Origin of the sequence: Microbacterium sp. 8M (assembly GCF_902506375.1) — a bacterium.
Taxonomy (GTDB): Bacteria; Actinomycetota; Actinomycetes; order Actinomycetales; family Microbacteriaceae; genus Microbacterium.
Window position 1 is genome coordinate 1,640,015 of the sequence record NZ_LR733284.1, and the last position, 19,470, is coordinate 1,659,484.

Sequence of the window (19,470 nt, forward strand, 5' to 3'; positions counted from 1 at the left end):
CGGTGTCAGCCCTGATCGCGGCCGCGAAGGCGGTCGATGTCGCGGCGCTCGCGCTTGGTCGGCCGGCCCGCGCCGCGGTCGCGCACACCGGCGGCGGCGATCGGCTCGCGGGGCGGCGTGCGGTCCTCGGCGGCGAGGGCGGCGAGCGGCGCGCCGACCCGCTTCACCAGAGTGTGACGCACGACGAGGATCCGGTCGAAGCCGCTGATCCGGATCCGCAGTTCGTCGCCGATCTTCACCGTCTGCGCAGCCTTCACCCGTTCGCCGTTGACTCGTACGTGCCCCGCGCGGCAGGCGGTGGTCGCCGCGGAGCGGGTCTTGAACACGCGCACCGCCCACAACCAGCTGTCGACGCGGACCGGTCCGCTCGCCCAGGGCTCGTTCATGCGAGCGACCTCCGGGAGCCGGCGACCGCCGCGGGCAAGGAGGCATCGTCGCGGTGGAGGGCGCGGAGGGCTCCAGCGACGATCAGACCCTGACCGATCGTGTAGGTGACCATCACGGCCGGGCTCGTCCAATCCGGCATGGCGTCAGGGAGGAACAGGCGGAAGGCGAGGATCGAGTCACTGGCCAGGAAGAAGGCGCCACCCCAGGCGATCGTCGCCCGGCAGCCGGCAGAGGTGGCGGCGGTGCCGGCGAGCACGACGCCATACGCGCCGACCGCGACGAGCAGGGATCCGGTGTGCGGCCCGAGCACCATCATCATCAGCAGCCACCAGAGCACGTAGGCCACGGTCCACAGCGGCAGCCGGCGCACCCGAAGCCGACGCAGGAACAGCACGATGTAGGCGACGTGCGCCACGCCGAAGAAGCCGAGCATGAGCGGCAGCTCGGGGGCGAGCGGGAAGAACAGGCCAGCCTCATCGCCGAGCCACGAGAAGAAGAGGGCGGCGGCGAGCAGCACCGCCGCCCCTCGTGTCGCGAGGGTCTTCCACCCCAGAGCCAGGGGCAGCGCGAGCAGGGGCATGAGCAGCGCCTTGGTGGGCGTGGTCAGCGGACTGTGCACGGCATTCGAGATCACGTGGATCAGCGACATCAGGACGTACGGGACGAACGGCCACAGGGCGCGGTATCGACTGCGGCTCTGCATCCCTCCATCGTAGGAGGCCGGCGGGCGATCACCCGCCCGCATCAGGCGACGAGGAGCCCGTCAGGCAGCGAGCTCCAGAGCCACGAGCGGGCGTCCGGACCGCAGCTCGCCCACCACCGAGAACCCGGCGTTCAGGAACGTCGACAACGCCCCGTGGAACAGGTCGTTCGGCGACACGGTGACGGCTGAGGTGTCGACCGGGTAGCCCTCGATGACGCGGGCTCCGGACTCGCGAGCGTAGTCGACGGCGGCGGCCAGCAGTGCCGCGTTGAGCCCCTGACCCCGGTGTTCACGGCGCACGGAGAAGCAGGTGACGGCCCACACGCCGCCGTCGTCGAGCGGCTCGTGCGTGGCGGCCACGATGTTGCGCGTGTAGCCGAGCCGCTTCTGGGCGGGACGCGGGCCGATGCGGATCCACCCCGCTGCCTCGCCGTCCACGTACGCGACGATGCCCGGCGGGGGACCGGTCGTGATCTCGTCCCGCAGGATCCCGACCCGCTCGTCCTTCGTCGTGGCGTTCCAGTCCTTGTTGCGCAGCACCGGCCAGACGCACTGACAGGACGCTCCGTCGCCGCCTCCGGTGAGCGTTCGCTGCACGTCCTCCCACTCGGTGGGCGTCGCTGCCTTCGTGGTGATGGTGGTCATGGTCTCGACCCTATGCGCGGTCGCCGACATCCGCGCCGCGCCCGGACCGCGCCAGTTTCGCGGAGCCCTCGCGAGTCGGCTACGATAGGGGAGTTGCCCGCGCTCCGGCGCGGTCGTCCACGGGCTGTGGCGCAGCTTGGTAGCGCACTTGACTGGGGGTCAAGGGGTCGCAGGTTCAAATCCTGTCAGCCCGACCGAACACGAGAGGCTCGATCCGAAGGATCGGGCCTCTCGTCGTCTCCGGGCCGGCTCAGGTGTGCGGCCTCAGCGCGCACGCACATCGTCGGTGGTGAAGCCGTCCCGGGCGGCGCGTTCTTCGAGCGTCTCGAGCTCCTGGAAGAAGGTCACCTGCCAGCCGGCGGGGCCCTGCACCCGCGCGTTGAGGCTCTGGAAAGGCGTCTTCACCGGAGAGGCGATCAGCTCGGCTCCGCCGTCGCGAGCGGCCGCAACGGCCTGCTCTGTGTCGTCGACCTCCAGCGCGATCCGCAGCGCGCCGGGAACCTGCGGCGCACCCTCGACCTCGTCGATGTTCGCCGCGTGCGTCGGGGTCGCCAGCTCGATCGTGGCGATGCCGGCGTGCAGGATCGCCACGCGGTCGTCGCCCTCGGTGGCGAAGGCGAGCTGCTCCGGCATGCCCAGCACGTCGCGATAGAACCGCAGGGCGTTGTCGAAGTCGTCGGTCTCGATGATCAGGCGCAGCTGCCGGGGAGGGGGAGTGAGCGATGTCATGCCCTCATCCTGCATGCTCGCCTTCCGCTCCCGGCGCCGGGAAACGCGCCGGGATACGCGCGGACCCGCTCCGCAGGCTCCCCGCTCGTTTCCGCATCGGTCCCTACGCCGTGCGGCCGATCGCCGTCCGCGGGTAGAGGCCGTCCTGCCCGAACACGCTGCGCGCGAACCGCTGAGCGATCTCCTCGTACAGGGCCGTGTCGGGGTGCAGCGAGTCGGGAAGAGGGTGCCGGTCGACGTCACCCGGACCGTAGAGCGTGAGCCCGTCCAGGTACGAGATGTTCTCGCCCGCGGCGCGGCGGACCTCGACCACGTGCTCGATGTGCCGGCGCGACTCCGCGAGCGTCAGGGCACCCCGGTCGACGTCGGCGGGATCTCCCGCGGTGAAGCAGCGGATGCCGCCGTCGTCGAAGAACTCCACATCGGCGGGGCCGGGCCTCTCGTCGCTGCCGGGCCACAGGATCGACGAGCACAGCACGATCGGGGTGTCGGGATGGCCGGAACGGATCCGGTCGAGGAACCCGTGCAGCGCGGGCACGAACGTCCGCTGGTCCATCGACCGTGCGCCGACGATGTTGACGCCCACCTTCACCGAGATGAGGTCCGCGGGCGCGGCGGCGATCGCACCGGCGACGAACGGGTCGAGCATGCACTGGCCGCCGAAGCCGAGGTTGACGACGTCGAGGTCGGCGAGCTCCGCGGCGAACACCGGCCAGACGCTCGTGGGCAGCTCGGCCTCGGCGCAGTGGCTGATCGAGCTGCCGTGGTGCAGCCAGACGGGTCGGTCGCTCGCGGGCGCGGCCAGCACGGGCGCGTCGCCGGCGACGTCGACGAGGTCGACGGTCATGCCCTGGGGCAGGAAGACGGTGACGATCTTCCGGCCTGCGGGGAGCGGGGAGAACTCGATCGTGGAGATGTCGGTGTGCACATCGACGGTGGCGTCGTCACCCGTGGGCGAGATCCGGAGAGTCTGCGTGTCAGGTGCGTCCGCGACGGCGACCGTGACCCCGTCGACCCGGACGACGAACTTGTCTCCCGGCCGCACCGCCTCGCCGATCCGGATCCGCGTGCAGCGTGCGCGAAGGGTCAGGCGCGTGGCCTCGGTGTCGACGCGCAGACGCACTCCGCTCGCGTTCGACGCCATGGCGCGCAGGATCTCCCCGTTCGGAGGAAAGTGCGCCCAGTGGCGCACGGGGACGCGCACCGGGCGGACGCCGTCCGCCGTCTCGATCAGGTCGAGGTGGCCCTCCACGCGGACGCTGCCGCTCGGAAGCGACACGATGCTGCCGTGGCCCGTGCTGGTCATTCTGTCTCCGTTCGCCGGGTGTGGTCATCGATGAACTCGGTCGTGCGCGAGAGCAGGATGTCTCGCTGGGGCACCTGCGCCCAGCCATGATCCGCTCCGTCGACGACGATGAGGCCCGCGCGGTCGCCGTAGATCTCGAGGTAGCGCTCGGCGTAGCTCACCGGGACGAAGTCGTCCGTTCCGTGGAGCAGCCGCACGGGTCCGGGGTAGCGCGCGGCTCGCCCGTAGACGTCGAAGGTCAGGGCGTCGTCGCGCATCGCCGGTCCGAGACGCATGCCGAGGAAGTCGAAGTAGCCCTGGGTGTCGAGCGGTTCCAGCGACCGGCCCTGCAGAGTGCCCCCGCGGATCTCGTCCGCGAACACCGCCGCGGTGGACCACATCGTGAGGGAACGCAGCGGCAGGTCGGTCTCCGCAGCCACCGCGGAGGCGATGACGGCGCCGAGGCTCATCCCCACGAGATGGAGGTTCTCTGCGTCGACGGCATCCAGTTCGGCGATCGTGGCGAGAGCGTCGTGCGCATGACGGACATCCCGCGACACCGAGGTGTCGTAGAAGTCGCCGTCGCTGTCTCCGTGCCCCGCCCGGTCATAGGCGATGGCGGCGATGCCGGCGCTTGCGAGGCGTCTCGCGAGCGCGACGAACAGGGAGGAGAACTCGACGTGGGTCGCTCCGAAGCCGTGGAAGAGGACCGCGGTGGGGAACGGCCCGGATCCGTCCGGCAGGTACTGCGCGCCGCGCAGACAGCAGCCGTCCGCGTGGGTCTGGAACGGGACGACCCTCATCGGAGGGCGGCCTTCCTCGTGAGCGGGCGCATCATGCAGCCGCCGACTCGGTCTTGACCGCGGACGTGACGAGTTCCGCCTCGAGATCGAACTCGTTGCGCGTGTGCCGACGGAATCCGAGCCAACCCACGAGGAACCCCGCTCCGGCGAGCACGGACACGCCGATGTACAGCATGCTCGGGTTGAGCAGCACGAGGCTCGGAGTGACGACGTTGAGAGCGGCTGTCGCGAAGCGGGAGACGGCGTAGATCGTGCCCTGGGCCGTGGCGCGCAGCATCGTCGGGAACGACTCCTGCGTCCAGACCTTCATGATCGTCTCGAAGCAGAACGCGCCGAAGAACACCGTGGCGACGGTGGCGATGATGATGGACGGGAGCGTGAAGTTCAGGACGACGGGGAGCAGGTTCGCCAGGACGACCCCGATGGCCCCGACGACGTAGTACGACATGCGCAGCCGGGTGTCGACGACTGCCATGAACCACAGTGCGCCGACGACGGCTGCAGGCATCGCGAGGATCGTCCAGGAGTTGTACTCCGCGATCGAGGCGTGGGAGACGTTGACGGCGACGAACGTGCCGAAGCTGCCTGCGACGCTCGTGGCCATCGCGGCGAGCGTGTAGTAGCCGATGAGGGTCAGGAACGGGCGACGGTAGGCCGCACGACCGAAGTCGCGGAGACGTCCGCGCTCGGCCCGCACGGTGTGGATCCCCGCGCGACGCTCCTCCCGCGCGATGCGCCAGGCGGCCGACTCGGGGATGGTGAGCCTCAGGACCAGCACGGCGAGGGCGATGGCAGCGAACACGCCGAAGATGATCAGCCCGCCGCGAGGGCCGGCGGCACCGACGTTGATCGCCAGCAGGACGGCGAGGAGGATGCCGAAACCGCCGAGCAGATTGGAGAACACCAGGATCTTGCCGCGATTGCGATCCTCGGCGGCTTCCGCGATCGTCGCGAGCGCCACGGGCAGATCGGCGCCCACGCCGATCCCGATCAGAGCGATCCCGATCACGAGGAGGGGCAGGCCGAGACCCAGAAGGGGAGCAGCTGCACCGAGCACGATGACCGCCATGGTCAGCAGGAACACCGTGCGGCGCCCCCAGCGGTCGCCGAGCCGGCCGCCGAGCAGCGAGCCGATGGCGACGCCCGCGGTGAGGATGCCGGTGAGCAGGCCCACGTCGTTCGGAGTGAGCCCCGGCTGACCCGGCGCAGAGGCCTGGAAGAGGACCAGCGCGATCGGGATGCCCGTCGTCACACCCGTGTCGACGAACGTGGCCATACCGCAGACGAATCCGACCCACCATGCACTGAGAGAGCCTCTGCCGGACGGTGATGTGAACATGCGATTACTCCTTCGTAGCCGTGGCGGTCCCGCTCCTCGAGGATCCGCGTCAAGTCATGGTGCTATACGGGTATAGCACCTGTCAATTCGGGCCTTCTCCGGCTCGCTCCGGTCAGCGGCGGTCGGCGGGAGCGGCGATGGAGCCACCATGGACGAGGGGCATCGGAATGCGGTGGGGAGCAGAGGACGATGCGCCCTCGAGGAGCATCCGAGCAGCGACCCTGCCGAGCTCTTCATAGGGCAGCGCCACAGACGTGAGCCGCGGCAGCACGGCGTGGATCAGGGGGCTGCCGTCGAACCCGATCACCGAGACGTCGTCCGGAACCTTCAGCCCCGCCTCCGCAAGCGCGTGATAGGCGCCGATGGCGAGCGCATCATTCGCGCAGATGAGCGCGGAGGGCCGGGTGCCCGACGTGAGGAGGCGCGCCACCGCGGCACGGCCGTTCTCGACATCCCAGTCGGTGTCGATCGGCACCGTTCCGGCGAGGGCGGCCCCTGCCGCGCGCAGTGCCGCCTCGATCCCGTCCAGCCGCTCGGTGAGCGCGAGCGGGCTCCACTCGTTCCACGCGGCGGCACCCGTGAACCCCGGGGGGAACGAGCCGATGAACCAGATGTCGTCACGATGGCCGGCTTCCAGGAGCGCCGAGGCGGCCGTCTGACCGGCCGAGCGCTCATCCGGTATCACCGCGGGCACGTCGGAGGACACGCAGTTGAGCAGCACCAGTGATGTGTTCCGAGCCAGGGGAGGGATCTCGACCTCGCGCGTGAACATCGACGCGTACAGGAAGCCGTCGACGTCCCGGTCCCGCAGGTTCTGCAGGAGTGTCGCCTCGACCTCCGGGTCGCCTTGCGTGTCGACGGTGTAGAGAAGGGTGTTCTCGGCCCGAAGCGTCTGCAACGCGCCGCGCACCATCGCGTTCGCGAACGACGTCGTCCCGATGAAGTCGGAGACGAGCGCCACGGTGCCGGACTTGCCGGTGCGAAGGGTCTTCGCCGTGGTGTTGGGGCTGTAGCCGAGCTCTTCCGCGGCGAGCCGGACACGCGCAGCGGTCTCCTCGGAGATGCGCAGGTCTGTGCGGCCGTTCAATGCGAACGACGCCGCAGAACGGGAGACGCCGGCACGCCGCGCGACCTCGGTCAGCGTCACACGCCGCGTGCCACCCGGGCCGGGATCACTCGAGACCATCCGCTCCTCCTCGCCTCTTCAGGATAGGGGCGGCGCGGCGAGTTCCCCGGCGCCCAGAGGAAGGGGGGGCTTGCTCACCCGGGCCCCATGAACCAGGCTCAGGGCATGTGGATCTCCGGACGGCGCAGCTGACACCGGAGATCGCAGTCACCGTGGTGATCCCGCGCACCGATCTGCCGTTCGTACGCGTCGCGCTCGCAACCCGGAACCGGGGCGGCCGCTAGGAGCACACGGCTCTGCGCCGGCACGGGCGGCGAGGCGAGCCTTCCGTCACGCGCAGCCCCCTGATGCGCGTGCTCGTGCTGGCTCCCAAACTCACAGTCCGCGCACAGCTTCGCGGGACCAAAACGGGCCACCCGCTCGTTCTTCCTGATGACGCCGCAGCCAGCGGCGCCAGAGGAGGAGCATCACGATGAACCCCACCGACTACCGACGCACGGACGAGGCGCTGAGCGCCCTGACCGAGCATCAGTACCGGGTGACGCAGGAGGGCGGCACCGAGCCGCCGTTCCGCAACGAGTACTGGAACAACCACGCTCCCGGCATCTACGTCGACGTGGTCTCGGGCCAGCCGCTGTTCTCGTCGACGGACAAGTTCGACAGCGGCACCGGGTGGCCGAGCTTCACGCGGCCGATCGATCCGGATGCCGTCACGACGAAGACCGACCGCACGTTCGGCATGGTGCGGACCGAGGCGATCTCGGCAGGCGCCGGAAGCCACCTCGGGCACGTGTTCGACGACGGTCCGCGCGACGCCGGAGGCCTGAGATACTGCATGAACTCGGCGGCGCTGCGCTTCGTGCCGGCTGCCGAGCTCGAGGAGCAGGGCTACGGCGCGTACCGTGGACTGTTCGAGACCGCCACGCCCCAGACCACAGAGGAGAACGCATCATGACCAGCGGACCCGCCGACACCGGATCCATCACCCAGGTCCCCGGCGCTGAGACCGCCGTCCTCGCGGGCGGCTGCTTCTGGGGCGTCGAGGATCTGATCCGCCGCCAGCCCGGCGTGCTCAGCACCCGCGTCGGATACACGGGCGGCAGCAACGACCACGCCACGTACCGGAACCACCCCGGGCACGCCGAGGCCGTCGAGATCGTCTTCGACCCGTCGAAGACGACGTACCGCGACATCCTCGCGTTCTTCTTCCAGATCCACGATCCGTCCACGCTCAACCGCCAGGGCAACGACATCGGCACCAGCTATCGCTCCGCGATCTTCCCGCTCAGCCCCGAGCAGGAGCAGGTCGCGCGCGACACGATCGCCGACGTGGACGCCTCGGGCCTTTGGCCCGGCAAAGCGGTCACCACGATCGAGCCGGCCGGCCCGTTCTGGGAGGCCGAGCCCGAGCACCAGGACTACCTGGTGCGCTACCCGGACGGCTACACCTGCCACTTCCCGCGGGCAGGCTGGGTGCTGCCGCGCCGGGACGAGGTCGCGGCCTCGTAACCGCATCGTCCAGGCATCGGGCCCGTCGGATATCCGGCGGGCCCGATGTCGTCCTCTGATCGCGCCGGCGCCCGGACGGAGAACGTGGCGGGGGCGGATCCGCTCAGCCGGAACGGCCGTCGCGAGAAGCCCGGGCCCGCTGGAGCTGCTCCCGCCAGTCCGCGGGAACACGGGCCTCCGGTCCCGGGGTCGACTGCTCCGCGGGATGACTGCGCGGCGGTGCCAGTTCGGGCCCGTCGATCATCTGCTCGGTCCGGTAGTCCCAGAACCAGTCCTCGCCCGGCTCATAGCTCTGGATGATCGGATGCCCGGTCTGGCCGGCATGCGCGGTGGCGTGCTGGCCGAGGGAGTCGTCGCAGCAGCCGACATGCCCGCACTCCGCGCAGCGGCGCAGGTGGAACCACCAGCCCCCGTCACGCTCGCATTCCACGCAGCCAGGCCCGGAAGGCGGTCGCTGCGGGTCGATTCCCTGGATCATCGTCATCTCCGTGCCACTCAGCGGACGAGGTTGCCTTCGGCGTCGCGGGGACGCACCGGATGATTGCTCAGGATCGACACCCTGTTGAACATGTTGATCGTCAGGGCGACCCACTCCGCGGCGGCGAAGACCTCGTCGCCGAGCACGCTGCGCGCAGCGGCGAGGTCGGCTTCCGCGTCCTCGCTGAGCGGCATCCGCGTCGCGGCCTCGGCGATGGCGAGCACCGCCTTCTCCCGCTCCGAGAACAGTGAGGACTCCCGCCAGGCCGGCAGCACGTCGAGCTTCTGCTGCGTGATGCCCGCGGCTCGGGATTCTCGCGCGTGCAGGTCGAGGCAGAACGCGCAGGCGTTGAGCTGCGATGCCCGCACCTTGATGAACTCCGCCTCGGCCGTGGTCAGACCGAGCTCCGCCGTCGCCCTGGCGACGACGTCCGAGTACGCGGACGCGGCCTTCCACGCGTCAGGGATCGCCTTGTCCAGGTAGGGGCGCATGCTGTTCCTCTCGTGCGAGTCGATCTGGCTCGACGAGATCAACGTACCGCGCTTCGCGATGTTCCCGACGCGCGTCCAGCGGCCCTGCGGTCAGGCCGTCTGGCCCTCGTGCGGGCCCTCACCGAACTCCTCGACGATCTTCGCGTCGAAGGCGGGGAGATCATCCGGAGTGCGGCTGGAGACCAGGCCCTGATCCACCACGACCTCCTCGTCGACCCAGTCGGCTCCGGCGTTGCGGAGGTCGGTGGCCAGGCTGGGATAGCTCGTCAGCCTCCTCCCGTCCACGACGCCCGCTTCGATCAGGATCCAGGGGCCGTGGCAGATCACGCCGACCGGCTTGTGCTGCTCGAAGAACGAGCGGGCGAATGCGATCGAGGCTTCGTCGAGGCGGAGATGATCCGCATTGACGACGCCACCGGGAAGCACCAGGGCGTCGAAATCGTCGGCCGAGGCGTCGGCGGCCGAGCGGTCGACCGGCTGCACATGACCGTGCTTGCCGGTGATCTCGGTGCCGCGAGGAGCGACCATCGTCGCGCTCGCACCCGCCGAGGTCACCGCCTCCCAGGGGCTCACGAGCTCACTGTCCTCGAACCCGTCCGTTGCGAGGAAGGCCACGCGCTTGTCGTCGAGCTGGGGCATCATCTGTCCTTTCGTCCGGGGTGCGGCCGGGACCGGCCGCATCACGAAGCTCCCCGGCGACGAGCGCCGTCGCCAGGGGCTGGCCAGACGCGGACGCGGATGCTAGGGCGCGTCGTTCCGGTGCCGAGGGCTGTCGGGAGCGAGCAGAGAGTGCCGCTTCGAATACGCGAAGTAGACCACCAGGCCGATCAGGAACCATGCGGCGAAGCGCACCCAGGTCTCCCAGTGCAGATACGAGATCAGCCACAGGGATGCCACGACCCCGATCGCCGGAACCACAGGCATCAGCGGCAGGCGGAACCGCCGGGGGATCTCGGGGTGCCGGTAACGGAGCACGATCACCGACGCGCAGACCACCACGAACGCAAGCAGGATCCCGATGTTGGTGAGCTCGGCGACCGTGGAGATCGGCACGACGCCGGCCAGGATGGCCGAGGCGATGCCGACGATCCACGTCACCCGCGTGGGCACGTGGTGCTTCGGGCTGGTCTTCGCGAACCACGCGGGCAGCAGTCCGTCGCGGCTCATCGAGAACCACACCCGGGTGACTCCGAGCATGAACGTCAACAGCACCGTGATGATGCCGACGATCGCACCGACGGCGATGATGTTCGCGGCTCCGCCGAGGCCCGCTGCCGCGAAGGCGTTCGCGAAGCCGCTCTTCGGATCGATGTCGCGATAGTTCTGCATGCCGGTCAGCACCAGGGTCGCGAGCACGTAGAGCACCATCGCGATGGCGAGCGAGAGCAGGATCGCCTTCGGCATGTGCCGACGTGCGTCCTTGGACTCCTCGGCGGCCGTGCTCATCGCGTCGTAGCCGAACACCGCGAAGAAGACCGTCGCGGCGCCCGTCATCACGCCGCCGAACCCGAACGGGAAGTAGGGGTGATAGTTCGCCGCGTCGATGTGGAACACGCCGAGCACGATGATCAGCACCACGATCAGCACCTTGACGCCGACCGCGACGAACTCGAATCGGGCGGCGCTGCGGATGCCGCGGGTCAGCACGAAGGCGGTGAGCAGGCAGAGCAGCACCGCGAAGACGTCGATCACGCGGCCCGGCCCCGTGCCCGCGGCCCCGAGCATCCACTGCGGCAGCTGCACGCCGAGCTGGGTGACCAGGAACCCGATGTAGCCCGAGATGCCGATCGCCACCACGGCGACGATGGCGGTGTACTCCAGCAGCAGATCCCACCCGATGAACCACCCGGCGAACTCGCCGAGTACGGCGTAGCCGTAGGTGTACGCGGACCCGGCCTTCGGGATCATCCCGGCGAACTCCGCGTAGGACAGCGCCGCCGCCGCGCTCGCGACGCCCGCGATGAGGAACGAGATCAGCACGGCAGGGCCCGCCGTCTGGTGCGCGACCTCGCCGGCCAGCGTGAAGATGCCGGCGCCGATGATGCCGCCGACGCCGATCGCCGTCAGCTGCCACAGGCCCAGGGCCCGCGTGAGGCCTCCGCCCTCGTTCTCGTCCTCGATCTGCTCGATCGGCTTCCGGCGGAAGATCCCCCGGGGGCCGGTGCTGTTCGTGCTCATCTCGTACCGCCCTTCGCTGGGCTCCCCCTTCGTCACGGTACCGCGGGTCGTGAGGGAAGGGGAGAGGTGGTGCAGCGCGTCGCGGCCGTTCCGCCTCCTGACGGATCAGCCGCGCAGGACGGGCTGACGGAGGATCGTGCGGCGCTTCTCGGGGGCCACTCGGCGGGCGTCGCTGAGGTAGATCTCATGATGCACGGGGTGCCGACATGGCCGGCTCATCGGTTCTCGGGAGACCTCACGCCCCGCTCGGGCGACCGAGCTCGAACAACACGACTGCACCGACGCCCATCGCCGCTCCCACGACCATGGCGAACACGCCCCACATCAAGGCCTTTCCGGATCCGGGCAGTCCGCGCAGGTCGTCGTGGTCCATGACCTTGGCGAGTCCGAAGAGGAAGATCCCGAGCGCCGCCGATCCCATCCAGGCCAGCAGCAGCCAGGCGGCCTGCACGAAGATGTTGATCCCCGCGAGGATGCCGCCGAGTGTGAGGAGAGGCGTGTGCAGCAGGACGGCGGCGATGTAGACGAGCTTGTAGGGCATGCCGTGCTCGCGGATCACCGCGTCGTCGTCGAAAGCATCCATGGGCTCAGCCTGCCACGAGGCTGCGCGGCCGATGACCGAGTGAGACGGGAGCGGAGCCGAGGACCCCGGAACAGGCATAGCGTGGAGGGTGAGCGCGAATGCTGCGCCCGTGGCAACGACAGAGAGAAGCAGGATGAGCAGTTCCGGCCTGGAAGAGGACGTCACCGAGAAGTTCAAAGGGGCATTCCGTCACCACCCCGCCGGCGTGGCGCTTGTGACGGGGGTCGCCCCGGACGGTCCCGTCGGTCTCACGCTCTCGAGCGTCGCATCGGTGAGCGCCGACCCCGCCGTGCTCGTCTTCTCGGTCACCCGTGCCACCGGCAGCGCGGGCGGGATCCTCGCCGCGCCCAGCGCACTGGTGCACTTCCTCGTGGCGGGGCAGGAGCCGATCGCGGACGCGTTCGCCCGCTCCGGTCAGCCGCGCTTCACGCCTGAGCAGGGGTTCCGCACCCTCCCCACCGGAGAGCCGTTCCTGCCCTCCGCCCGGGTCGCCGTGCGCGGCACGATCCGGGAGACGCACCGCGTCGGTCCGTCGTCGCTCGTGCTGCTCGACGTGCTCGACGTCATCGAGGGCACCCCCGGCGCGCCCCTGCTCTACGTCGACCGGCATTACGCCAGCCTCGCCCCGTCCAGCGCCGAAGCCGCGCAGGGCTGACGGCGGTTTCCGGCGGCGCTTGCCCGCAGGGCCGTTCTGAACGAAGGTGGAGCCATGGCCGTGACCCTGATCCTGCCGCTGCCCGCGCCGCTCGGCGTGGGGCGCGTCGTGGCGGTCGACGAGGACGCCGGTGCCGTGCGGATCCGCGACCTGACCACGGGTGTCGTCTACCGGGTGCCCGGCTCGGTGCTGCCCGAGCTCGGCACCCTGCCCTGGCGCGGGCGTGTGGAGGCGTGCACGGTGCTGGCGACCGAGGAAGGCACGGTCACCGAGCTCGCGCTCGATGCGGTCCCCGGCGGGGCGGTCGACCTGCGCGGATCGGCCGTCGCGCTCGAAGGCGCCGAGGAGGCGGCGGCCGCGGCGAAGGCGCAGGCCGCGATCTGGGGCGGCACGGACCGTCCGCCGCAGGAGGAGGCGCCGCGCTTCTGGTGAGCGCGGGTGGGCGCGGATTCCCGCGGCGGGCCGCATTCGCGTCGAGGGCCGTGGGGGCAGCCGGATCGGCCGTCACTGGAAGTCCCGGGAGTGGTGCGGCACGCCCACCTGCAGCGCTTCGAACGCGTCGGCGAGCAGGTTGGTGACCCCTTCCGGGGAGCGCTCCAGGATGCCGCGCACGATCAGCGCGGGTGACTCCCGCGCGATCCGGCGATAGCGCAGCCACACCCCCTGGGTGCAGATGACGTTCACCAGTCCGTGCTCGTCCTCCAGGTTGAGGAAGGTGACTCCGCCCGCCGTGGACGGACGCTGCCGGTGCGTCACCAGGCCCGCCGTCTCCACCCGGCGGCCGTTCTCGTGGGTGCGCAGCGCGGAGGAGGTGAGCACGCCCCGCGCATCCAGCTCCGGCCGGAAATGCGCGAGCGGATGGTCGTCGGTGGACACCCCGGTGGCCCAGAGGTCGGCGGTGAGGAGCTCGTAGCTGGTCTGATCGCCGAACAGCGGCGGCTGCACGGCGACGACCGTGTCCGGCAGGTAGCGGGCGCGGTCCTCCGCAGCGGATCCGGCCAGCCAGATCGCCTCGCGCCGCTGCAGTCCGAGGGAGTCGAAGGCCCCGGCGGTGGCGAGGGACTCCACCTGGGTCGCGGTGAGATCGGTGCGCCGCACGAGGTCGTTCAGGTCGCGGTACGGCCCCCGAGCGTCGCGCTCGGCCACGATCCGCTCCGCCGTCTTCTCGCCGATACCGGTGACGCCCGCGAGGCCCAGGCGCACGGCGAAGCGGCCGTCCCGCCGGTGCGCCAGGGTCTCGTCCGGAGCCTTCGGGTCGAAGGGATCCGGCTTCACACCCGGGGGCCGGGCCGGAAGCTGATGGGCGCAGGCGTCCAGGCCCGTGAGCCCGGTCATCGCGGGGTCCACCGGCTCGAGGGTCTCGGTCGCGCCCGACAGCCGGATGTCCGGACGCTTCACTTCGACTCCGTGCCGCCGGGCGTCGCCGGTGAGGGTCGCGGCGGAGTAGAAGCCCATGGGCTGGGAGCGGAGCAGGCCCGCGAGGAACGCCGCGGGGTAGTGCAGCTTGAGCCAGGAGCTCGCGTACACGAGCAGCGCGAAGGAGAGCGAGTGCGACTCCGCGAAGCCGAAGTCGGAGAACGCCTGGATCTGCGCGTAGATGCGGTCGGAGGTCTCCTCGTCCAGCCCGTGCCGGCGCATGCCGGCGTAGAGGCTGTCGCGGATCTTCTCGATCTTCTCCAGGCCGCGCTTGGATCCCATCGCGCGGCGCAGCGTGTCGGCCTCGTCGGCGGTGCAGTCGCCGAGGGTGGTCGCCATCTGGATGAGCTGCTCCTGGAACACCGGGATGCCCAGGGTGCGCTCGAGCACCGGCTTCAGCTTCGGGTGCGCGTAGGTGACCGTCTCCTGACCGAGCTTGCGGCGCACGAACGGGTGCACGGCGCCTCCCTGGATGGGGCCGGGGCGGATGAGGGCGATCTGGATCGCGAGCTCGTAGAACTCCCGCGGCTGCAGGCGGGGGAGCAGCCCCATCTGCGCGCGGGACTCGACCTGGAACACCCCGATCGTGTCGGCGCGGCAGAGCATGTCGTAGACCGCCGGCTCCTCCTTCGGCAGGGAGTCCAGCGTCCACTCCTCGCCGGTGGCCTCGCGGACCAGGTCGAAGCAGTGCCGCAGCGCGGAGAGCATCCCGAGCCCGAGCAGGTCGAACTTCACCAGCCCCATCCACGCCGCCGCATCCTTGTCCCACTGGATGACGGTGCGCTTGTCCATGCGGGCGTGCTCCACGGGCACGACTTCGCCGACCGGCCGGCGGGTCAGCACCATGCCGCCGGAGTGGATCCCCAGATGGCGGGGTGCGCGCAGCAGCTCGTCGGCGTAGGCGACCACCTGCTCCGGGATGTCGTGATCGGGGACGGGGCTGAGGTCCAGCCCCCAGCGCTCCACCTGGCGCGACCAGGCGTCCTGCTGGCCGGGGGAGTGCCCGAGAGCCCGCGCCATGTCCCGCACCGCGTTCTTCGGGCGGTACTGGATCACGTTCGCGACCTGCGCCGCGTTCTCCCGGCCGTAGGTGTCGTACACCCACTGGATGATCTCCTCGCGCCGGCCCGAGTCGAAGTCGACGTCGATGTCGGGCTCCTCGGTGCGGGTGGTGGCGAGGAAGCGCTCGAAGGGCAGCCCGTACAGGATCGGATCCACCGCGGTGATGCCGAGCAGGTAGCACACGACGCTCGCGGCGGCGGATCCCCGGCCCTGGCAGAGGATCCCGCGACGCTTCGCCTCGTCTACGATCCCGTGCACGATGAGGAAGTAGCCGGGGAAGTCCTTCTCCTCGATCACATCCAGCTCGCGGGCGATGCGGGCGCGGCCCTCGGCGCTGAGCTGCTTGGGGGTGCCGTCCGGATAGACCGAAGGCACCGCCGCCCAGACCAGCGCGCGCAGATGGCTCATCGGGGTCTCGCCGGTGGGCACGACCATCGTGGGCAGAGCCGGCTTGGCGCGCCGCAGCGGAAAGGCGCACGCCTCGGCGATCTCCAGGCCGTGCGCGATGGCTCCCGGGTAACGGGCGAAGCGCGCCGTCATCTCCGCGCCGGAGCGCAGGTGCGCCGAGCCGTGCGCCGGCAGCCAGCCCTCGAGCTCGCGCATGCTGCGGGTGGCGCGCACCGCGGCGATCGCCTCGGCGAGCTCGGCCCGGTCGGGCGTGGCGTAGTGCACGTTGTTCGTGGCGACCACGGGCAGCCGGTACCGGGCGGCGAGATCGGCGAGGACGTCGTTGCGGCGGGTGTCCCGCGGGTCGCCGTGGTCGATGAGCTCGACGGCGACCCGGTCCGTGCCGAACAGGTCGACGAGGGTGCGCAGTGCCCGCTCCGCACCCTCGGGGCCCTCCCGTTCGAGTGCGGAGCGGACGGCGCCCTTGCGGCAGCCGGTGAGGATGGTCCAGTGCCCCTCGGCACGGTTCGCGAGGGACTCGATGTCGTAGAACGGCCGCCCCTTCTCGCCGCCGCGCAGCTGCGCCTCGGTGATCGCGGCCGACAGACGGTGATAGCCCTCCTCGCCACGGGCGAGCACGAGCAGGTGCTCGCCGAGCGGATCCGGCAGGCCGCGGCGCTCCGGGGGCGGTCGCCGTCTTCCGCGAGGGCCCGGGGCGTCCTGGCCGGGACCGGGGAGCGACAGCTCCGCGCCGAACACCGTCTGCAGCGGCGGACCGGAGGGCTCTGCGTCCGCCGCCCCCGTGCCCGCTCCGCCGGACTCGCCGGCCCCCGCTCCGCCGGTCCTTCCCGTGTCCGCTCCGCCGGTCTCACCGGCCCCCGCTCCGCCGGTCTCGGCGTTCTTCTCCGCGGCGAGAAGGGATTCGGCGGCCTCGGCGAAGGCCGCGGCGCCGTAGAAGCCGTCGTGGTCGGTGATCGCGAGGGCGGTGAGCCCCAGCCGCTGCGCCTCGGCGATGAGGTCCTCGGGGGAGGACGCCCCGTCGAGGAACGAGTACGAGGAGTGCGCATGCAGCTCGGCGTAGGGCACGGCGTCGGCGGGGCGTCGGATCGGGCCCAGCCGGATCGGCGGACGCTTGTGCATCCGGGACGGGGCGTCCACGGCGATCTGCTGATGCAGCGGCTCCTTGCCGCTGAGAGTGCGCTCGAGCGCCGACCAGGACATGTCCGGGTTGTGGAAGCCCATCAGTGATACCTCCCCTCCGCCAGCCAGCATCCGTCCGAGGCGGCACCGGCACCGGCCCCGCCTCTGCGGTCGTCCACATGCAGCACGAGCCACGCCCTGTCCTGCTCGTCGACGAGCTGCAGGCGCTCGCCGCGGAGCGCGCCGGCCGGATCCCCACGCCGGTCCCGCACCGGCCAGGGCCCCGCCCAGGACCGCACCGCGCAGGAGTCCACCGCCGCCGGCGGCGCGCTGAGCAGTCCGCGTGCGTCGACGGTGACCGGGGTGCCGTCGGCCGCGGTCACCGAGATCGGCCGGGGCGGGGTGAACACCTCCGCGGGCAGCGGATCCGGCAGCTGCCCCGGCCAGGGCTGGTCGGCGGGACGTGCCGGAACCGCCCGCTCGCCCCAGGGGGTGAGCTGCTGCCGGTCGGCGATGAGGCGCCCTCCGGCGACGACCGCGGTGACCACACCCTCGTGCCCGAGCAGGGTCTGCACCCGGGAGACGGCGTGGTGCAGCCGTTCGTCGGTGCCGGAGCCGAAAAGGCCCGGCTGATGGTGGGCGGCGTCGTCGACGGCGACCGGGGCGATCCGCACCCGCACGATGCCGCGGAAGCGGTGCGCCTCGTCGTCGTCGCCGGCTGCGGCGGAGGCCAGCGACTCCAGCTGCCAGCGCACCCGGTCGACGAGGTCGGTGGCCTCGAAGCAGGTCGGATGCAGCCAGGTGCGCGAGGTCACGCCGTCGTCGTCGTCCGTGAGGTCGATCCGCACCTCCGTGCACACCAGCGAGGCCTTGGCGAGCGCGAGGATCACGGCGTCCGCGCTCTGCCGCACGGCGAAGGCGATCTGGTCGGACTGGCTCAGAGGCGCCTCGAACTCGACCTCCGCGGCGAGCTCCGGATCCGGAGGCCGCGGCACGACCGGACGGGAATCCGCTCCCGCCGCCAGCGCGTGCAGACGCGCCCCGTGCTCGCCGAAGCGCTCCCGCAGGCGGGCCGCACCCAGGGTGACGAGCTCACCCAGGGTGCGCACGCCGAGGCGGAGCAGCAGCCCGGTCACCTCCGGATCCTGCAGCGCCTGCACGGGCAGCGGGGCGAGGAACGCCGCGGACGCCCCCGCGCCGACCACGAGCACCGGATCCGCCCCGCGTGCGGCGAGCTCCGCGGTGAACGGGCCGTCCGCGATCCCGATCCGCACATCGGGGTGCCCCGACGCGGCGAGCAGGGCGTGCAGGGCGCGGGCCGCCTCCTCCTCGCCGCCGTGGAAGCGGGCGACCCCGCGGGCGCGGAGCAGGGCGAGTCCGGGGCGGAGCAGCTGCACGCCGGGGGCCTGCGCCTCGATCAGCCGCAGCACGGGGAGGAACGCGCGTTCGTCCCGTGCCGGATCCGCGGGCACGATCCGCAGGCTCGGCACCAGCCCCTGCGCCTCGCGGCGACGCTGCCCGATCCGCACCCCTTGTGCGCGCGCCGCAGCGCTGCAGGCGACGACGCGGTTGGCGTGCAGGATCGCCGCGGGCGCCGCAGCCTCGGCTCCCAGTGCCGCGTGCAGCGGCCAGTCGGGGAACCACAGCACGATCACCCGCACCGGCTTCTGCATCGGGGCGCTCATCCGGCCACCGCCAGGAGCTGGCGCGCCTCGGCGGACCGGCGGGCCTCGGGCGGCGAGGACGGGCGCCGGTCCTCGCGCACCGAGGGGAGCGGGACGAGCCGGGGCGCGGCCGGGGAGACCGGCTCGATCGTGCCGTGGGCTCCCGGCAGCCGCACGCGCACGCTCTGCGGCATGGGGGAGCGCCGGGTGTGCGCGGTGACCGTCACCTCGCACTCCTCCAGCGCGCCCCAGCCGTCGCCGAGTCCCTGCCAGTGCGGGTCGTGCACGCGGATCGACCCCTCGCTCTGCGGCCAGGCCGCAGGGGAGACCACGAGCAGCGTGCAGCCGCGGTCGCGCAGCCGGGCGTGTAGCCGGCTCAGCTCCGCCTCACGGACCGCGGATGAGGGGCGGACCGCGATGAGCGGGATCACCTCGCTCAGCGCCGAGACGACCGCGAGCCAGCGGGCGCCCGGGGCGGGGACGAGGAGGAGCCGGTCCAGCTCCACGCCGTGCCCGGCCAGCGCCTCCACGCCCAGGGTGGGCATCCCGATGGCGGCGCACCAGGCGCCGGTGCGGGAGGCGCCGGCGAGCAGCGCGCCGATGAGCCCGGGGGAGGGCGAGAGGGAGTACGCGGTCCCGACCTGCAGTCCGCCTTCGGGGAGGATCGGCTCGAGCGCCGAGGGCACCGGGATCAGCGGCAGATCGCTGCGCCGGCGCTGCATCCGGGTGATCTCCCGGCGCAGGCGCAGCACATCCGCGACCCGGTCGTCGGTGTCGGCGGCGGGGGCGATCATGGAACCGAGAGCCATCCCCATGCACTCCATTCTCGAATATCTCTTCGAATACTGCAACGGCATGGATGACGATAATCCGTACATCCGACATGGCCG

At 71.3% G+C, this 19,470-nt stretch carries 20 protein-coding genes, 1 tRNA gene and 1 pseudogene; 5 read left to right on the top strand and 17 right to left on the bottom strand.

From position 1 onward, the window contains the following. Positions 1–5: 5 nt before the first annotated feature. From AERO9AM_RS07755 to AERO9AM_RS07765, 3 genes are read right to left on the bottom strand one after another with little or no spacing between them, the layout of a single operon-like run. Positions 6–386 (bottom strand): RNA-binding S4 domain-containing protein, encoded by a 381-nt coding sequence (locus AERO9AM_RS07755; protein ID WP_159575620.1) that lies wholly within the window; start codon positions 384–386, stop codon positions 6–8. Further along, on the bottom strand, positions 383–1,090 hold the full coding sequence (locus AERO9AM_RS07760) for a lysoplasmalogenase family protein (protein WP_159575621.1): 708 nt from the start codon (positions 1,088–1,090) through the stop codon (positions 383–385). The genes AERO9AM_RS07755 and AERO9AM_RS07760 overlap by 4 nt, the downstream gene beginning before the upstream one ends. Positions 1,091–1,150: 60 nt before the next feature. After that, entirely contained in the window at positions 1,151–1,735 is a 585-nt protein-coding gene (locus tag AERO9AM_RS07765) for a GNAT family N-acetyltransferase (protein WP_159575622.1), read from the bottom strand. Between the two features lie 120 nt (positions 1,736–1,855). Here AERO9AM_RS07765 and AERO9AM_RS07770 point away from each other — a divergent pair. Beyond that, positions 1,856–1,929 (top strand) — tRNA-Pro (locus AERO9AM_RS07770). A 70-nt stretch (positions 1,930–1,999) separates the two neighbouring features. Here AERO9AM_RS07770 and AERO9AM_RS07775 read toward each other — a convergent pair. The 5 genes from AERO9AM_RS07775 to AERO9AM_RS07795 form a co-directional block, all read right to left on the bottom strand. Then, on the bottom strand, positions 2,000–2,464 hold the full coding sequence (locus tag AERO9AM_RS07775) for a VOC family protein (protein WP_236602532.1): 465 nt from the start codon (positions 2,462–2,464) through the stop codon (positions 2,000–2,002). A 103-nt stretch (positions 2,465–2,567) separates the two neighbouring features. Next, positions 2,568–3,770 (bottom strand): GDSL-type esterase/lipase family protein, encoded by a 1,203-nt coding sequence (locus AERO9AM_RS07780; protein ID WP_159575623.1) that lies wholly within the window; start codon positions 3,768–3,770, stop codon positions 2,568–2,570. Then, positions 3,767–4,552, bottom strand: coding sequence for an alpha/beta hydrolase (locus AERO9AM_RS07785; RefSeq protein ID WP_159575624.1), 786 nt, complete (start codon positions 4,550–4,552; stop codon positions 3,767–3,769). The genes AERO9AM_RS07780 and AERO9AM_RS07785 overlap by 4 nt, the downstream gene beginning before the upstream one ends. 31 nt (positions 4,553–4,583) lie before the next feature. Further along, on the bottom strand, positions 4,584–5,828 hold the full coding sequence (locus AERO9AM_RS07790) for an MFS transporter (protein ID WP_236602533.1): 1,245 nt from the start codon (positions 5,826–5,828) through the stop codon (positions 4,584–4,586). A 175-nt stretch (positions 5,829–6,003) separates the two neighbouring features. Continuing rightward, on the bottom strand, positions 6,004–7,077 hold the full coding sequence (locus AERO9AM_RS07795) for a LacI family DNA-binding transcriptional regulator (protein WP_159575626.1): 1,074 nt from the start codon (positions 7,075–7,077) through the stop codon (positions 6,004–6,006). Between the two features lie 412 nt (positions 7,078–7,489). On the opposite strand from AERO9AM_RS07795, the gene msrB reads away from it, so the two are divergent. Both msrB and msrA read left to right on the top strand, forming a co-directional pair. Beyond that, the gene (gene msrB, locus AERO9AM_RS07800; protein ID WP_159575627.1) at positions 7,490–7,972 is read left to right on the top strand and encodes a peptide-methionine (R)-S-oxide reductase MsrB; all 483 of its coding nucleotides are present in this window, start codon (positions 7,490–7,492) and stop codon (positions 7,970–7,972) included. Continuing rightward, a complete protein-coding gene (gene msrA / locus AERO9AM_RS07805; protein WP_159575628.1) occupies positions 7,969–8,526 on the top strand; it encodes a peptide-methionine (S)-S-oxide reductase MsrA in 558 nt (185 codons plus the stop codon). Before msrB ends, msrA begins: the two co-directional genes overlap by 4 nt. A 103-nt stretch (positions 8,527–8,629) precedes the next feature. Here the strand turns inward: msrA and AERO9AM_RS07810 are convergent, their stop codons facing one another. The 6 genes and pseudogenes from AERO9AM_RS07810 to AERO9AM_RS07830 all read right to left on the bottom strand — a co-directional run bounded on the left by AERO9AM_RS07810 (position 8,630) and on the right by AERO9AM_RS07830 (position 12,256). Continuing rightward, positions 8,630–9,004, bottom strand: a complete 375-nt coding sequence (locus AERO9AM_RS07810; RefSeq protein ID WP_442923254.1) for a UBP-type zinc finger domain-containing protein — start codon at positions 9,002–9,004, stop codon at positions 8,630–8,632. Positions 9,005–9,021: 17 nt separating this feature from the next. Next, on the bottom strand, positions 9,022–9,495 hold the full coding sequence (locus AERO9AM_RS07815) for a carboxymuconolactone decarboxylase family protein (RefSeq protein ID WP_159575630.1): 474 nt from the start codon (positions 9,493–9,495) through the stop codon (positions 9,022–9,024). Positions 9,496–9,585: 90 nt separating this feature from the next. Next, positions 9,586–10,134: a type 1 glutamine amidotransferase domain-containing protein gene (locus AERO9AM_RS07820; RefSeq protein ID WP_159575631.1), complete on the bottom strand. Its 549-nt coding sequence runs from the start codon at positions 10,132–10,134 to the stop codon at positions 9,586–9,588. A gap of 102 nt (positions 10,135–10,236) precedes the next feature. Next, positions 10,237–11,673 (bottom strand): amino acid permease, encoded by a 1,437-nt coding sequence (locus AERO9AM_RS07825; RefSeq protein ID WP_159575632.1) that lies wholly within the window; start codon positions 11,671–11,673, stop codon positions 10,237–10,239. Between the two features lie 105 nt (positions 11,674–11,778). Then, positions 11,779–11,865, bottom strand: a pseudogene (locus tag AERO9AM_RS17675) (GyrI-like domain-containing protein); the annotation flags it as partial. Between the two features lie 43 nt (positions 11,866–11,908). Next, positions 11,909–12,256 (bottom strand): hypothetical protein, encoded by a 348-nt coding sequence (locus AERO9AM_RS07830; protein ID WP_159575633.1) that lies wholly within the window; start codon positions 12,254–12,256, stop codon positions 11,909–11,911. Between the two features lie 133 nt (positions 12,257–12,389). Between AERO9AM_RS07830 and AERO9AM_RS07835 the strand changes: the two genes are divergently transcribed. Together AERO9AM_RS07835 and AERO9AM_RS07840 are read left to right on the top strand one after the other, a co-directional pair. Continuing rightward, positions 12,390–12,911, top strand: a complete 522-nt coding sequence (locus tag AERO9AM_RS07835) for a flavin reductase family protein (protein ID WP_159575634.1) — start codon at positions 12,390–12,392, stop codon at positions 12,909–12,911. A gap of 54 nt (positions 12,912–12,965) precedes the next feature. After that, positions 12,966–13,343, top strand: coding sequence for a hypothetical protein (locus AERO9AM_RS07840; protein ID WP_159575635.1), 378 nt, complete (start codon positions 12,966–12,968; stop codon positions 13,341–13,343). Between the two features lie 72 nt (positions 13,344–13,415). Here AERO9AM_RS07840 and AERO9AM_RS07845 read toward each other — a convergent pair whose 3' ends face one another. The 3 genes from AERO9AM_RS07845 to AERO9AM_RS07855 all read right to left on the bottom strand — a co-directional run bounded on the left by AERO9AM_RS07845 (position 13,416) and on the right by AERO9AM_RS07855 (position 19,389). Then, on the bottom strand, positions 13,416–16,916 hold the full coding sequence (locus AERO9AM_RS07845; RefSeq protein WP_442923280.1) for an error-prone DNA polymerase: 3,501 nt from the start codon (positions 16,914–16,916) through the stop codon (positions 13,416–13,418). A gap of 101 nt (positions 16,917–17,017) precedes the next feature. Further along, positions 17,018–18,601, bottom strand: a complete 1,584-nt coding sequence (locus AERO9AM_RS07850) for a DNA polymerase Y family protein (protein WP_236602534.1) — start codon at positions 18,599–18,601, stop codon at positions 17,018–17,020. Beyond that, positions 18,598–19,389, bottom strand: a complete 792-nt coding sequence (locus AERO9AM_RS07855; RefSeq protein WP_236602535.1) for a hypothetical protein — start codon at positions 19,387–19,389, stop codon at positions 18,598–18,600. The genes AERO9AM_RS07850 and AERO9AM_RS07855 overlap by 4 nt, the downstream gene beginning before the upstream one ends. Positions 19,390–19,470 lie beyond the last annotated feature (81 nt).

Excerpts from the sequence above, each read along its gene's own strand:
- AERO9AM_RS07755 (WP_159575620.1), bottom strand. The coding sequence starts at position 386 with ATGAACGAGCCCTGGGCGAGCGGACCGGTCCGCGTCGACAGCTGGTTG.
- AERO9AM_RS07760 (WP_159575621.1), bottom strand. The coding sequence starts at position 1,090 with ATGCAGAGCCGCAGTCGATACCGCGCCCTGTGGCCGTTCGTCCCGTAC.
- AERO9AM_RS07765 (WP_159575622.1), bottom strand. The coding sequence starts at position 1,735 with ATGACCACCATCACCACGAAGGCAGCGACGCCCACCGAGTGGGAGGAC.
- AERO9AM_RS07775 (WP_236602532.1), bottom strand. The coding sequence starts at position 2,464 with ATGACATCGCTCACTCCCCCTCCCCGGCAGCTGCGCCTGATCATCGAG.
- AERO9AM_RS07780 (WP_159575623.1), bottom strand. The coding sequence starts at position 3,770 with ATGACCAGCACGGGCCACGGCAGCATCGTGTCGCTTCCGAGCGGCAGC.
- AERO9AM_RS07785 (WP_159575624.1), bottom strand. The coding sequence starts at position 4,552 with ATGAGGGTCGTCCCGTTCCAGACCCACGCGGACGGCTGCTGTCTGCGC.
- AERO9AM_RS07790 (WP_236602533.1), bottom strand. The coding sequence starts at position 5,828 with ATGGCCACGTTCGTCGACACGGGTGTGACGACGGGCATCCCGATCGCG.
- AERO9AM_RS07795 (WP_159575626.1), bottom strand. The coding sequence starts at position 7,077 with ATGGTCTCGAGTGATCCCGGCCCGGGTGGCACGCGGCGTGTGACGCTG.
- msrB (WP_159575627.1), top strand. The coding sequence starts at position 7,490 with ATGAACCCCACCGACTACCGACGCACGGACGAGGCGCTGAGCGCCCTG.
- msrA (WP_159575628.1), top strand. The coding sequence starts at position 7,969 with ATGACCAGCGGACCCGCCGACACCGGATCCATCACCCAGGTCCCCGGC.
- AERO9AM_RS07810 (WP_442923254.1), bottom strand. The coding sequence starts at position 9,004 with ATGATCCAGGGAATCGACCCGCAGCGACCGCCTTCCGGGCCTGGCTGC.
- AERO9AM_RS07815 (WP_159575630.1), bottom strand. The coding sequence starts at position 9,495 with ATGCGCCCCTACCTGGACAAGGCGATCCCTGACGCGTGGAAGGCCGCG.
- AERO9AM_RS07820 (WP_159575631.1), bottom strand. The coding sequence starts at position 10,134 with ATGCCCCAGCTCGACGACAAGCGCGTGGCCTTCCTCGCAACGGACGGG.
- AERO9AM_RS07825 (WP_159575632.1), bottom strand. The coding sequence starts at position 11,673 with ATGAGCACGAACAGCACCGGCCCCCGGGGGATCTTCCGCCGGAAGCCG.
- AERO9AM_RS07830 (WP_159575633.1), bottom strand. The coding sequence starts at position 12,256 with ATGGATGCTTTCGACGACGACGCGGTGATCCGCGAGCACGGCATGCCC.
- AERO9AM_RS07835 (WP_159575634.1), top strand. The coding sequence starts at position 12,390 with ATGAGCAGTTCCGGCCTGGAAGAGGACGTCACCGAGAAGTTCAAAGGG.
- AERO9AM_RS07840 (WP_159575635.1), top strand. The coding sequence starts at position 12,966 with ATGGCCGTGACCCTGATCCTGCCGCTGCCCGCGCCGCTCGGCGTGGGG.
- AERO9AM_RS07845 (WP_442923280.1), bottom strand. The coding sequence starts at position 16,916 with ATGCACAAGCGTCCGCCGATCCGGCTGGGCCCGATCCGACGCCCCGCC.
- AERO9AM_RS07850 (WP_236602534.1), bottom strand. The coding sequence starts at position 18,601 with ATGAGCGCCCCGATGCAGAAGCCGGTGCGGGTGATCGTGCTGTGGTTC.
- AERO9AM_RS07855 (WP_236602535.1), bottom strand. The coding sequence starts at position 19,389 with ATGGCTCTCGGTTCCATGATCGCCCCCGCCGCCGACACCGACGACCGG.